Source organism: Novosphingobium sp. NFX11, assembly GCF_057376415.1.
The window spans coordinates 483,637-497,776 of the sequence record NZ_CP080385.1 but is presented as its reverse complement, the minus strand read 5'-3'; the positions used below and the strand labels follow the sequence as shown (position 1 = coordinate 497,776).

The 14,140-nt window shown below is 62.3% G+C and carries 5 protein-coding genes and 2 pseudogenes; 2 read left to right on the top strand and 5 right to left on the bottom strand.

Annotated features, from left to right (window positions below; translation table 11 throughout):
- Window positions 1-6 precede the first annotated feature (6 nt).
- Window positions 7-1,539 carry an MDR family MFS transporter gene (locus KZO24_RS20060; protein ID WP_271182825.1) on the top strand — a complete coding sequence of 511 codons (1,533 nt, stop codon included), beginning with the start codon at window positions 7-9 and terminating at the stop codon, window positions 1,537-1,539.
- A 3-nt stretch (window positions 1,540-1,542) separates the two neighbouring features.
- On the opposite strand, the gene KZO24_RS20055 is transcribed toward KZO24_RS20060, so the two are convergent.
- The 5 genes and pseudogenes from KZO24_RS20055 to KZO24_RS20035 all read right to left on the bottom strand — a co-directional run bounded on the left by KZO24_RS20055 (window position 1,543) and on the right by KZO24_RS20035 (window position 12,319).
- Window positions 1,543-2,733 (bottom strand): beta-barrel domain-containing protein, encoded by a 1,191-nt coding sequence (locus tag KZO24_RS20055; RefSeq protein WP_271182826.1) that lies wholly within the window; start codon window positions 2,731-2,733, stop codon window positions 1,543-1,545.
- Window positions 2,723-4,872: pseudogene (locus KZO24_RS20050) on the bottom strand (type I secretion system permease/ATPase). The gene KZO24_RS20055 and the pseudogene KZO24_RS20050 overlap by 11 nt, the downstream one beginning before the upstream one ends.
- A gap of 8 nt (window positions 4,873-4,880) precedes the next feature.
- Window positions 4,881-6,059, bottom strand: a complete 1,179-nt coding sequence (locus KZO24_RS20045; RefSeq protein ID WP_486487736.1) for a TolC family protein — start codon at window positions 6,057-6,059, stop codon at window positions 4,881-4,883.
- 92 nt (window positions 6,060-6,151) lie between these two features.
- Window positions 6,152-11,196 (bottom strand): annotated as a pseudogene (locus KZO24_RS20040) (Ig-like domain-containing protein).
- A 253-nt stretch (window positions 11,197-11,449) separates the two neighbouring features.
- Window positions 11,450-12,319 (bottom strand): LysR family transcriptional regulator, encoded by an 870-nt coding sequence (locus tag KZO24_RS20035; protein ID WP_271182831.1) that lies wholly within the window; start codon window positions 12,317-12,319, stop codon window positions 11,450-11,452.
- A gap of 113 nt (window positions 12,320-12,432) precedes the next feature.
- Here KZO24_RS20035 and scpC point away from each other — a divergent pair, with 113 nt between their 5' ends.
- Window positions 12,433-13,947 carry a succinyl-CoA:acetate CoA-transferase ScpC gene (scpC, locus tag KZO24_RS20030; RefSeq protein ID WP_271182832.1) on the top strand — a complete coding sequence of 505 codons (1,515 nt, stop codon included), beginning with the start codon at window positions 12,433-12,435 and terminating at the stop codon, window positions 13,945-13,947.
- Window positions 13,948-14,140: the final 193 nt, after the last annotated feature.

The window sequence follows — 14,140 nt, the reverse complement described above, 5'->3', positions numbered from 1 at the left end:
GGTCCCATGCTGAGGCCGCGGCGGCGCGGTATCGCCTCGGTCAATGCCGAAGTGCGCGACGGGATCGTTCCCGCCGCGGGCGCGCTCGCGAAGACACGTGATGAAGGACCTGCGGAATCGGGCGCAAACTACCGTTTCATAGCGCTTATCATCGCTTCGGCATTGTTCATGGAATTCGTCGATGCGACCGTGCTCGCCACGGCGTTGCCGACGATGGCGAAAGACTTCTCCGTGCGTCCGCAGGAGATGAGCGTCGCATTGACGTCCTATCTGCTCGCGCTCGCGATTTTCATTCCTGCATCGGGATCGCTGGCCGACCGGTTCGGCTCTCGGACGATCTTTCGCAGTGCCATCCTGCTGTTCGTCCTGGGGAGCCTCGCTTGCGGACAATCGCGCTCGCTCGAGATGATCGTCGTGTCGCGTTTCGTTCAGGGCATGGGCGGGGCAATGATGATTCCGGTCGGGCGATTGGTGCTCCTGCGGTCGGTCGCCAAGCGTGATATGGTCAATGCCATGTCCTGGCTGCTGGTGCCTGCCCTGATCGGTCCGATACTCGGGCCGCCATTGGGCGGTTTCATCGTGACCTATCTGGACTGGCGCTGGATATTCTACATCAATCTGCCGATGGGCATCCTGGGCTTCTGGCTCGTCGGCCGCTACATCGCCAACATCCGTGAGGATGATCCCGGCCGTTTCGATACGCCCGGCTTCATTCTGAGCGGCCTGTCTCTGGGCTGCCTGTTGTTCGGCTTCGAGATGGTAAGCCGTCCGGGCGAGGGCGCGATGGCGGCAATCCTCGTCGGCATAGGGCTGACCGCAGGCATCCTCTATGTCCGTCACGCCCGTAACCGTGAAGGCGCCATCCTCGACCTCGGCCTGCTGCGGGATCCGACGTTTCGACTGTCCGTTATCGCGGGGTCGATCACGCGTATCACGCAAGGCGCCCAGCCCTTCCTGCTGCCGCTGATGATGCAGGTGGGGCTCGGCTTCACGGCGGCCAAGAGCGGGACGATCACAGTCGCGACGGCGATCGGCTCGCTGGCCATGAAGAGCTTCGCGCAGCGGGTTCTGCGCCGTTTCGGCTTTCGTCGCGCGCTGATCTGGAATGGCATCATCGCCACTGGAGGCTATGCCGTCTGCGGGCTGTTCGGCCCTGCCTGGCCGACCTGGGCGATGTTCGCCGTGCTGGTCCTGTGCGGCTTCTTCATGTCCTTCCAGTTCACGGCATACAACACGATTGCATATGATGGCGTCGACAAGCAGCACATGAGCCGGGCCACCGCGTTCTATTCCACGTTCCAGCAACTGATGTTGTCTTTGGGTATCTGCGTGGCGGCAATGGCGCTGCACCTCGCCATGCTCGCCAATGGCAATTCGGCACCGACCTCGCGGGATTTTTCGGTGGCTTTCTGGGTTGTTACCGCGATCTCGCTTACTGCTACGTTCTGGAACCTGCGTTTCGCCAGCGACGCGGGCGCAGAGATCAGCGGCCACGCCGAGGAGACCGAGGCATCGCCGGAACAGCGTTCGGCCGCCTGACGGTCAATGCAAACGCGCTTTCAGAAGAGGGCGCAGCAGATAATTGAGAACACTGCGTTTTCCATTGAGGATATCGACTTCGGCCACCATCCCCGGGATGATGGGCAAGGCCTTGCCATCCCGCATGAGATGGGCGCCATCGGTGCGGACGAACACTTGATAATAGGCCTCCTTTCCACGTACGGTTTCCTCCTCGATCGTATCGGCACTGATCCGCTCGACCCGCCCGTTAAGGTCGCCATAGACGGTATAGTCATAAGCGGTGATCTTGACCTTTGCCGACATGCCGGGGATGAGAAACGCCACATCGCGCGGACGCACACGGGCTTCGATGAGCAGCCTATCTTCGATGGGTGTAACCTCCATGATCGGTTCTCCGGGCTGAACGACACCTCCGCGCGTATTGACGAGCACCGTATTGATCCGGCCCCGCACGGGTGAGCGGATTTCGGTGCGTCGTAACTGGTCGTCACGCTGCTGGACGATGGGCGTGACGGCGCTCAGCTCGGCCTGCTTGTTCGCCAGTTCGGTATAAGCCTCCTGGGCATAGGTATTTTCAAGTTCGACCAGCTTGCCCGTATAAGTTGCAATGTCCTGCCGCAGCTTGAGCGCTTCCATCTCGCTGACGACCTTTCGCGCGGTCAGCGGTTGTACGATGGCCAGTTGTCCTCTTGCTATGCCGATCTGCTGTTGCAAGGTTCGGCGTCCTTCCTCCAGCTTGCCGCGTCGGGAAACGAACAATTCGCGCTCTGACCGTGCCAGAGCGCTATCGGGGGCGATCTCGCGCGGAAAGTTGATCGAACTCCTGTTCAGGACCTCTGCCTGCAGTCGGGCTATGGCGGCCTGCAGAACGGCTGCCTGATTGGCGGATTCCTCGTAGGAAGTCCGGAAATGCGTGGGGTCGAGGCGGACAAGAGGCTGTCCGTGCACGACGATGTCGCCCTCGCTGACCAGAAGATCCGCCAGGATGCCACCCTCGAGGCTCTGGATCTTCTGCATGCGGCTGACTGGAACCACTCGCCCTTCGCCGCGCGTGACTTCGTCGATGCGCGCGAAGGCCGCCCACAGGATGGCTATGACGATGCTTGCGATCATCGTCCACAACAGTGGGCGAAATAGGGGATGCGTGCCGGCTCGGAAGGGGTCGCCGAGTTCACGATGCAATCCGTACGCCGAGAAGCCTTCAACCGCCATGTGTCGCTCCCGCCGCCATGCGCTCGGGCGCCTTTACCTGATTGCCGGAGACGACGTTGCCAACCGGCCCGTCCATCACCACGCTGCCATCGCGCATAACGATGACGCGTTCAACCAGCGCCAGCATTGAGCGCTTGTGCGTCGTCAGGACCAGCGTGCGATCGCCCAGCCAGGTCTGCAGCCGAGCGACAACGTGGTCCTCCGCCGCCTGGTCGAAAAATGCGGTTGCCTCATCGAGCAGCACGATTTGCGGGTCCTGCAGGATCACCCGGGCCAGTCCCACCGCTTGCCGTTGGCCGCCCGAAAGGCTGCGACTGCCTAGGAGGGGCATGTCCAACCCCATGGCATTGGCTCGCACGAAACGGCCGAGCCCTACGTCATCCAGCGCCGCGAACATCTCGGCGTCCGATATGGCCCCCCTTCGAGATTGAGGTTTTCTCGCAAGGTTCCCTGCATGAGGGCGACATCCTGCGGCAGGAAGCCGATGGCCGCCCGTCGGTCGGACGGGTCGATTTGCATGAGGTTCATCCCGTCCAGCATGACATTGCCCGAGGTGAGGTCGCCGAGGCCGGACAACAGGCGCAGCAATGTGGATTTCCCCGCGCCGTTCCCTCCCAGTATCGCGACTTTCTCTCCGGCGGCGATCGTGAGCGCGCTTACGTCGACGACCGGCGGTCCGTCGTCGTACCTAACCGCGGCATCAGCGAGCATGAACTGTCCGCGTAATCGTTCCACGCGGACGAACGCGCGATGCTCCGGCCGCTCGACCGGCGCGGCCATGAGCTGATCAAGCCCCTCGAGGGCGACGCGAGTATGCTGCCACCGTGCCAGTATGCCCGCCGCCTGCGACATCGGCGCAACGGCTCTGGCCCCAAGGAGCGAACATGCGACCAGCGCGCCGACGGTCATCGCGCCTTCACCAATGCGGTACACGCCAAAGGCGACGATGCCGACGTAACAGAACTGCTGCACCATCCCTGCGCCGTAAGTGAGCGCACTCGACAGGGAATGGCTGTGCCGGGCGGTTTCTGCCAGTTTTGCGGTCAGCGTTTCCCAAAGCTGCATGGCCCGTCCTTCGCCGCGCCCCGCCTTGATAGCTTCCAGATTTTCCACCGCTTCGATCAGGAGGCTGTTCTTTATCGCGCCTTCGCGCAGGTTCCGGCGAGAAAGGTCGGCCAGGCGACGCTGCATCATCAGACTGGGAAAGACCATCAGCATGATGGCAGCGATCGGCACCAGCACGACCGGCCCGCCGATCAGCGCGATGATAGCCAAGAATATAAGCGTGAAAGGAAGATCGCTTGCGATTGCGGCACTTGACGAGGTGAAGAACTCGCGAACGCTCTCGAACTCACGGATTTGACTGGTGAAAGCACCAAGCGAGGCAGGACGTGCCGAAAGCCGTGTCTGCAATACTCTTGCAAACAACTGTGTCGATAGGCGGAGGTCGAGGTTCTTGCCCATCGCGTCGAGAAGGTGCCCGCGCATGTAGCGCAGCACAGCCTCGAACACGATGGCCATCACGACGCCGCTAGCCAGTATCCACAAGGTGTCAAAAGCCGAATTGGGTACGACCCGGTCATAGACCTGCATGGCAAAAAGGGCCGTTGCGATGGCAAGGAGGTTGGCCATCATCGCTCCGAGCGCCACCTCAAGGTAGGCGCGGCGATATTTCCTCAAGGCGTCGAAAAACCAGTGCCGGCCATCGGTCGTCGCGAAAGCGCCTGGTCTAGCCTCGGACTTGAAGCGGAGCTTGGCGAAAACCGCAACGCCAGCGTACACATCCGCCAGCTTGGCGACCGGCATTTGCTGGATGCCGCCATCGGCATCGGGCAGCCGCAGTACAGCCAGGTCCCCCTCCAGTGCAGTCAAGACTACGCTGTTGCCATCATCGAGAAGCAGCAGGGCCGGTAGCAGATAATCCGGCAGGTCAAGATCGCATCGCCGTACTTGTGCGGACATGTCGAGCCGACGCATGGCGCGTGGTACCATGTCCAGAGGCAGTCCGCCATCGGCCAGAGGCATCCCGTCGCCCAGTTCGCTCGCGCTAGTGTGCCGCCCTAGCATCGCGGCGAGCAGCACGAGGCCTTCACGCAAGGGATCGCGCTTGCGCACCGATGGCCCAAAGTCGTCCGACATTGCTTTCATCACGGGAGGTCCCTCGGCAATGCGACGAGGTCGGAAAGTTTCCCTAGCTGCGCGGCTATCCGATATTGAATTCTGATCGTCTGCAGCTTCACTTCATTAAGCGACCGCAGCGCATCGAAATGTTCGCGCTGTATTGTCACCAGATCGACGATATCCCGCCGCCCAACCTGGAATTGCTCCCTGTAAAGGCCGATCAAGCTGCCAGCGCCGGCCACTTGCGCATGCAGTGCCTGTGCCTGCTGTTCCAGTGCGGTCGCGCTCGTCGTGAGATTTCGGAGCTCGCGTGAAATATCACGCCGGACGGCGGTCTCCTTCAACTGCGCAGCATTCACTCGCTCCCTTGCCGCGTTCGCGCGATCAAATGACGAAAACCCCTGCATCGGCGTCATGCGCAGGCGCAGGGCGACCACTGCGTCGCTGGCCATTCTTCCGCCGATTTCACGATTGAGGGCGGTTGCCTCGAGATTTATACGGGGCAACATCGCCGAGCGAGTATCGTCGAACTGTGCACGGGTATAATGCGTTTCCTCCAGAGCCTTGAGATATCTCGGTGCCTCGTCGATCAACGCATCGATGTCCTGAGTTTCCAGATATCGGATCATCGAGATCGGCGTGGGCTGTTCCAGATGTTCAGGCAATGCGCCGACAAGCGTTTCGAATTGTGCGGCCGCGGCGGCAGCCTGACCATCATCGCTGGCGAGCTTTTGACGCGCACGCGCCAGTTCGAGCTGCGTGCGATCAGGCTCGCTGCGATCGGCGTATCCGCTGTCTGCCCGCATCTCCGTCATGTGCGAGAGGCCGGTCAGCGCCGAGATCTGGTCGAGATCGACCTCACGCTGGAGCCGCGCCAATACAACGTCGAGGTAGATTTCGATCACGTCGCGCGCAGCTTCGTCGCGGGCGATCGACCAATCAGCACGGCGCTGTCGTTCGGTCGCCCGTGCGCTGCCGACTTTGCTTCGGGTCTGGCCCCAGTCATGAACCATCTGCGCGGCCGTCACCTCATAAGCCCATTGGTCTGGCGAGACCTCTTGCGGGCCGCCTGATGCAGAAATCGAAGGCAGGTACCCAGATCGCGCGACGTCGACATCGGTATGGGCGGCCTTGACCTCCGACCGTGCGGCGGACAGCGTCGGATCCCTTGCGATCGCTGCGGCTACAGCGTCCTCCACCGTCATAGCCTTTGCGTGTTGCGTGCTCGGGCCAAAGACCGAGAAAGCGATCATGCCGAGAATGAACAGAGCATCTGCGCGACTTTCCCTCGCTGCCCTCACACGACGACCTGGACGGTATTGTCCTCGACCAGAATGGTATTCGTCCCGAAAGCGTAGACGTCGTATACGAGTCCATCGAGCGTCTGCGTCGATCCGGTGCCGACCGCGCCCGTGATATTCAACACATCATTGGATTCACCGGTGATTTGCAGGACATGCGTTGCATCGGTAATCGCGCTGACTTCCGACGCTGTGAGCGTCAGCACGCTGCCGCTGTCGCCTGAACCGAGATCGATGCGTTCGATACTGGCTAGGGTGCCCACGCCGGGCGCGCCATAGTCGAGATCGATGCCGTTGCCGAGCAGCACCGTATCGAATCCTGCACCACCGTTGATGGTCGAGAAGTTCGCGGCCAGAACCTCGACGGTGTCATTGCCCGGCCCGGCCAGCACGTGGTCGCCCGTGCCCACCTCGAAGATCAGATCATTGCCACCATTACCGTTGATGTGCTCCGCTCCGGTAGTGCCTGACATGACGTCATCGGCCAGCGAGCCGTTCACATCGATCTGCCCCAGGTTGAGCGACAGGCCATTGGGGCTTAGCGAGAGGCCGTATATCGCGCTCTCATGGCCCTGAGGATCGGTTGCAACCATCCCAAGCGATATCTGGGAGCCGAGATTGAGGATGTCGGTAATGTTCAGGCCCAACTGCGTCAGCACGGTCGGGCTGAGCAGATTGAGTGTGAAGTGACCGCTGTTATCAGCAGTAAGAGGCAGCAATTCGACGTTCAATGCAGGTGTTACGACCCGGATCACAACCGTCGAATTCGGTTCCGTTGTTCCACTGACACCGAATTGCGGGTTGAGCGGGTTGAGGCTCACCGCAAGGCCGAACCCTCCAATCGTCGGAGGCGCGTCGATGTTCGTCGCGACGTCTATCGTTGCAACGTTGCTGGCGTTGCCGGCAGTGTCTTCGCTGGAAACCGAGACCTGAGCGTCCAGCAATTGCGCCCAGTCGAGTCGAACGCCAAGGTCAGTCAGCAGGTTGAGCGAGGTCAGACCGCTATTGTCCGCTGCAACCACGGTTTCAGTCGTGACGCCGCCCACGTTCGCTGAGACCGTCAATTGTGTGTTGGGCTCGGCGGATATGGTGAGCGCGCTGGCTAGCAGGGACAGCAGCGGGGTCGCAGGAGGAGAGGTATCGATCACAAAATCGACGGGTGAAGATTCTTCTCCTCCGCCGATATTGGCCGACACGCTTGACGCACCGTCGGGCAACCCGCCTCCGGGCGCAATGGTGAGAACGACAACGCCGGCCAATATGTCGCCAACCGACAGAACGTGAGTTGTCTGTGCCTGATATCCGCCCTGACCGTTCAGCGTTGCCGTGACTTGTTGCCCCGCCTGCATCGTCGGCCTGAGTGCGACGTCGACCTGAACTCCGTCAGCAGCCTCATTGGCGTTGATGTAACCGTCGTCCGCTTCAATCACTGCTATCGTCAACGGTGCTATGTCCGGTGCAATCAGGACGGCCGGGCCGCTCTCATTGCCTGCAGCGTCGATAGCGATCGCGCTCACCGTCTCGTTGGCGATCAAGGGCGCGAACAAGGGCAGGCTGAACTCGCCATTGCCATCGATGGCGATCACGACCGGATTGGCGGTGTCGCCATCGATCACGATCCGCACCGTACTGTTCGGTTCCGCCGATATGAGCAGCAACTCGCCGCCCGAAACCAGCGTAAGAATAGGAGCCGCCGGAGGAATGGCATCGACCGTGATGCTGGTGCTCGGGCTTGAGTTGCCGGCCGCATCGATCGCCATGGCTTCCACCACGGTGGCATCGGGTAGAGAACCTGCCGGGGTGAGTATCCACAGCCCGTTTTCATCGACGATGGCTTCGCCAAGAGGGACGCCGAGGCCATCGGTGAGGATGATCGTTGCGCCAGCCTCTGCCGTGCCTGTTATGGTGCCGCCGCTGCTCGGATCGATTGTCGGTGCGCTCGGCGAGATGGCATCGACCGTGATGCTGGCGGGAAGGCTGACGTTGCCTGCGGCATCGACTGCGACGACGTCGACAAGGGCATCGTTCGGCAGGGCGAGGTCGGGTATGAAAACCCAGTTGCCCTCGTTGTCTGCCGTAGTCTCCCCGATCGGGTTGCCTAGCGGGTCGCGCAGGAAAAGCGTCACCCCCGGCTCGGCTGTGCCTTCCAGTAACAAACCCGTCGTGGGGTCGATGGTGGGGGGAGCCGGAGCTATGCCATCCACGGTCGTGCTGATAGGCCCACTCACGTTGCCTGAGGCATCGACGGACACAGCAATCACTACAGTGCCGTCTGGCAAGGGGAGCAGCGGTGTAAAGGCCCAGTTGCCCTGCGGATCCGTAGTGACCTCTCCAAGCGGCAAGCCGAAATCCGGAACGGTCGATGCGACCGTGACCAGCCCCCGCGCGCTTGCTTGTGGCGAGAAGGCGGCAAATGTGTTGCCGGTCCCGTCCATCAACACCACCGTCGAATTCGGCTCTGCCGTGCCGGTGACGATCGAGCCGTTGGTGGGGTCGATCGTAGGGTCAACTGGCGGTGAGGAGTCTACCGTCGTGCTCGTCTGTGGACTGACATTGCCCGCTGCATCCTGGGCCGTCGCGATGACAATGGTGCCGTCCGGCAGGGAGTGCGGGGTGTGTAGCTCCAGTTTCCGTCGCCGTCCGCCGTGGTTTCACCGACGGCATTACCGTCACCATCGGTCAGAACAAGAAGAGAATCAGCCTCTGCAGAGCCAGTGAGTTCACTCCCGTTCGTAGCGTCGATGCTGGGCGCGGCGGGGGCCACGCCATCGACGGTCGTGGTGGAAGGTGCACTCGTATTACCGGCAACATCCTGCGCCGTGGCTTTGACAATCGTACCGTCGGGAAGGGTAGTGGTAGGCGTGAAGCTCCAGGCGCCATCAGTGTCGGCGGTGGCCAGCCCGATCGGATTGCCGTTATCATCGACAAGGGAAATAATACTTTCCGGTTCCGAGGTTCCAGTTATCACCCAGCCGTTGGTCTGTGCGATTTCAGGTGGTGCAGGGGGCTCGGCATCGACGACGATGGAATAGGGCGCGCTGACGTTTCCCGCCCCATCGCGCGCCACGGCATAGACGGTAGTTCCGTCAGGCAACGGAGACGTCGGCGTGAAAACCCATGTACCGTTGCCGGCCACGACCACCTGCCCGATCGCATTGCCGTCACCATCGGTGAGGATCACCGTGGCGCGCGGCTCGCCCGTGCCGGAGAGCACGTTGCCCCTGGACGGTGACATGTCGGGAGCCTCAGGTGCGACCGCATCGACGGATGCGCTGGCAGACGGACCGATGTTGCCCGCCGCATCACTGGCAACCGCGATGACGATGCTTCCGTCCACTAGTGGAGGCGATGCCGCGAAGGTCCAGGTGCCGTCCGCATCGACGAGGGCCTGACCGATCGGATTGCCGTCACCATCGGAAAGGGTCACGGTCGAATAGGGTTCCGCCGTGCCGGATACGGTTGTCGCGTTGGGCGCCGCAAAATTCGGGGCGGCAGGTGGCGCTGCATCTATTGTGATGTCGGACGGAAGGCTGGCGTTGCCTGCGGCATCGCTTGCAATGGCGGTGAGTGTCGTGCCATCGGCAATCGGGCTGGCGGGGGTGATCGACCAAGCTCCGCTGGCATCCGTCAACGCTTGGCCGATTGCGATACCATCGTCGGAAGTGACTAGGATCATGGCTCCGGGCTCGGCCGTACCGTTGATCTCCATGCCGTTGCTCGGCGCTATGATCGGCGCGTCGGGAGAGACGGCATCGACGGTGATACTCGCCGCCGGGCCGGCCTGTCCTTGCGAGTTGACCGCTGCGGCGTTGACCACAGTGCCGTCCGGCAAAGCGGTTTGAAGGGTGAAAAGCCAGGTTCCATCCGCCCCTATCGCTGCCTGGCCGATGGCATTCCCGGCACCGTCCGTCAAAGCAACGGCGATGCCACTTTGGGCTGCGCCGGTCAGAAAGCTGCCATTCGTGGGGGCAATAGTAGGGGCAGTGGCCGGCGGCGGGATCAGATCGGGTGCCTGCGTGATCGCCACCGCGCTTTGGTTGCCTGCCGCATCAGTAACAGTGACTGTTATAGATTGGCCATCATCCAAAGGACCGGCAAAAAGGATCGAGAATGTACCATCAGCCGCAATGACTGCCGTGTAATCCGTATTGCCGTCACCATCGACGTCAATGGAGACGGTCGCTCCGGGTTCGCCGGTGCCGGTGATGCCGGTGCCGTCCGCAGCGACACTCAGTTCGGTGGCGGCGTCTGGCGGCGTAAGGTCGGGAGCAAGCGTGCTGGCGGTCGGACTGAGGTTTCCAGCGGCGTCGCGGACGGTGACCGTGATGGCTTCAGCGTTTACGAGTGCTGGCGACAGGACAACGGTAAACGTGCCGTCAGCACCTACCGTCGTCGTATAGTTGGCCGTGCCGTTGCCATCGGTATCGACCAAGACCGTCGCGCCAGCCTCTGCGCGGCCGCTGAGACTGTTCCCAGCGGGGGAAACTACCAGATCTGTGGGAGCGCCCGGTGCAGTCGTATCGGGAGGCGTTTGCGGATTTCCGGCACCGCTGCCATTGCCGCCTCCACTGACTGTAGCTGCTACGAGCCCGCCCACGCCAATAGCCGCGAGGGGAATGATCACGCCTGCGCCCAGACCGCTTCCGGATGCTGCTCCGGCTGCAGCAGCCGCTTCCGCAGTTCCGGCCGAAGCCGGAGCAGGAAACCCGGCCATGGCATCCATCGGTACATAGGCCGGTGAGGCGAGGGCAGCGGTAGACCCTTGCGCCAAGTCGGCAACCACCAGATGGTCATCTTGGACCAGCATGAGTTGCGAGAGCTTGGAAGGATCGACGTAGAAATTCGTGATCCTCACGATTTCGCCCGTACGCAGGTGAACGAGCAGGTCCGCACCTTCCCGCGTATAGCCGGCAACGGCCTCCGGCCCGATGTTCAGCGCTACGTTGCTACCTGGGGCAACGGGAACCGAACCGTGAATGGTTTCGATGGGGGCGGAGTGAATGCCGGACAGGTCCGACGCAATCTTGACCTCTATGGGCATTGTGCACCTCCCGCGAAGAGCGGATCGGCTCTCCGTACATCGCATCGAATATAGATGCGCCGAGATTCGCCAATTGCGTTTCCCTCCGATTCCGACGGAATTGGCTGGGAACCGAATGCCTTTGAGACTTAGGGAAAAGTTGCGGGGCATCCTGTAGTCGATAACGGATGCAGTTTATGTAAGACGGCTAATTCCCCCTCTTACCTGAAGTATTCTATTTTACATAAGATACATTATCTGCTTAAAGCGCATATCACACCGGGAACCCCGCCTCCAGGAAGTCCATGACCACGCGCGCGCGCATCGGCATGCGCATGCCGCGAAAACCGGTGGCGAGCATGACCGGGATCGGGGGAATTTCCGCATCCGGCATGACCTGCATGACCAGACCACGTGCGAGGTCTTCCTCGACCTGGATGCGTGGCAACAGTCCGATGCCGAGGCCTCCCTTCATCGCGCGCAGCACGGCCTCGCTGGAATTGGCGCGCAGGAAACCCGAGACTTCAAGCTCGCGCCCGTCGATCGGCCATGGCGCCGCCCTTGCGGCATAGCCGTAAGTCAGGCACTGATGTTGTATCAGGTCATCGCCCGATGCCGGCATGCCGTGATGCGCAAGGTATTCGGGCGCGGCAACCAGCACGCGCGGCAACTGGCCAAGCAGCGTGCTTCCGGCGGCGCTTCTGCCATCCCCTACCCATAGCCACAGGTCCAGCCCGCCATGATCCGCCGCATCGCGCCAGTCGGCGATGAGCAGTTCGATCATCAGGTCAGGATGCTGCGCCGCAACGCTTCCGAGCCGTTGCGCGTAATGGAAGCCGAGCGCCGTGGTCACGCCGACGCGGACCAGTCCGCGCGCTGCTACGGCGCCTGCGAGGTCCGCTTCGGCCAGCCCCATCTGGTCGAGAATCGCCCCTGCATGCTCCAGCAGCCGCTCCCCATCCGCCGTCAGGGCCTGGCTGCGCGTGGTGCGCTGAAACAGGCGCACACCAAAGTGTTGTTCCAGATCGCCGATCGCTCGCGCAATCGTGGTATGGCTGAGGTTCTGGCGGCGACCCAGCGCCGAGAAACTGCCCTCTTCGTTCAGGCGCACGAATAGCCGCAAGGATCGGATCAGGTCACTCATCTGAACGTATATAGCACAAGTGGTGTGCATATTTGATATATTGTCTTCGCACACGCACGGATTGAATGGGGAGCGGCGGCCCCCAGAAGGTCACCGAGATTGAGAGGCATTCCATGACAGATCGTATCGCCCGCGCCGACCTGCGTTCCAAGGTCATGTCCGCAGCCGACGCCGCCGCGCTTATCCATCACGGCCAGACCGTGGGCATGAGCGGCTTCACCGGCTCCGGCTATCCCAAGGCGGTGCCGATGGCGCTGGCCGCGCGGATCGAGGGCGAGCACGCCGCCGGTCGCCCGATGCGGGTGAAGGTCTGGACCGGCGCCTCGACCGGCCCGGAACTCGACGGCGCGCTGGCCAAGGCCGATGGCATCGAACTGCGCCTGCCCTACAACTCCGACCCGATCGCGCGCGAACGGATCAACAAGGGCGAGATGGACTACCTCGACATGCACCTGTCGCAAGTGGCGCCGATGGCGTGGCAGGGGTTCCTTGGCCCCCTCGACGTCGCGGTGGTGGAAGTGACCGCGATCCGGTCCGACGGCTCGCTGGTTCCCTCGTCCTCGGTGGGCAACAACAAGACCTGGCTCGACCGTGCCGACAAGGTGATCCTCGAGGTCAATGCGTGGCAGAACCCTGCGCTGGAGGGGATGCACGACATCTATTACGGCACCGCGCTGCCCCCTGCCCGCGTGCCGATCCCTCTGGTGCGTCCGGACGACCGGATCGGCCAAGCGACGCTGCAGTGCGATCCGGCCAAGATCGTCGCCATCGTCGAGACCGACGCGCCCGACCGCAACCTGCCGTTCACCGCGCCCGATGCCAGCGCCCTGAAGATCGCCGACCACATCATCGAGTTCCTCAGCCATGAGGTGGCGAAGGGCCGCCTGCCCGCATCGCTGCTGCCGCTGCAGTCGGGTGTCGGCAACATCGCCAACGCCGTGCTGACCGGCCTCGTCAATGGCCCGTTCGACGACCTGACCGCCTATACCGAGGTGATCCAGGACGGCATGCTCGACCTGATCGATGCAGGGAAACTGCGCATGGCCTCGGCCACCGCGTTCTCGCTCTCCCCGGAGGCGGCGGAGCGGATCAATGCCGAGATGGCGCGCTATGCCAGCCGGATGATCCTGCGCCCGCAGGAAATCTCCAACCACCCCGAACTGATCCGGCGCCTCGGCTGCATCGCCATGAACGGGCTGATCGAGGCGGACATTTACGGCAACGTCAACTCGACCTGCGTGATGGGCAGCCGCATCCAGAACGGCATCGGCGGCTCGGGCGACTTCGCGCGCAATGCCTATGTCTCGATCTTTATGACACCCTCGACCGCAAAGGGCGGCGCGATCTCCGCCATCGTGCCGCAGGCGGCGCATGTCGATCACATCATGCAGGACGTGGCGGTGCTGGTGACCGAGCAGGGCCTTGCCGACATGCGCGGCCTGACCCCGCGCAAGCGCGCCGCGCTGGTGATCGAGAACTGCGCGCACCCGATGTACCGCGACGCGCTGCGCGACTACTACGACCGCGCATACCACGGCAGCTACGGCCGCCACGCGCCTTCATTGCCGAACGAAGCACTGTCGTGGCACCAGCGCTACATCGATACCGGGACGATGCTGCCAGGCTGATCGCGCAGGCATCACGATCGGAAGGAGCCATCGTCAGTGACGGTGGCCCCTTTCCATGCATGTCGCAGCCGAGCCCGGCATGCGCCATGTATTGCGTATAATTCTCATTATCGTTATCACGGCAAGCGAGAGGGAGGATGCCGTGCCACTCGCAGCGGCACGCGGAAGGCTGGAATTCCGAGCTTGCTGCGTA

Bases quoted from the DNA above. Each gene is read 5' to 3' on its own strand.
- KZO24_RS20045 (WP_486487736.1), bottom strand. From the start codon at position 6,059: ATGACGGTGGAGGACGCTGTAGCCGCAGCGATCGCAAGGGATCCGACG.
- KZO24_RS20035 (WP_271182831.1), bottom strand. From the start codon at position 12,319: ATGAGTGACCTGATCCGATCCTTGCGGCTATTCGTGCGCCTGAACGAA.
- scpC (WP_271182832.1), top strand. From the start codon at position 12,433: ATGACAGATCGTATCGCCCGCGCCGACCTGCGTTCCAAGGTCATGTCC.
- KZO24_RS20055 (WP_271182826.1), bottom strand. From the start codon at position 2,733: ATGGCGGTTGAAGGCTTCTCGGCGTACGGATTGCATCGTGAACTCGGC.
- KZO24_RS20060 (WP_271182825.1), top strand. From the start codon at position 7: ATGCTGAGGCCGCGGCGGCGCGGTATCGCCTCGGTCAATGCCGAAGTG.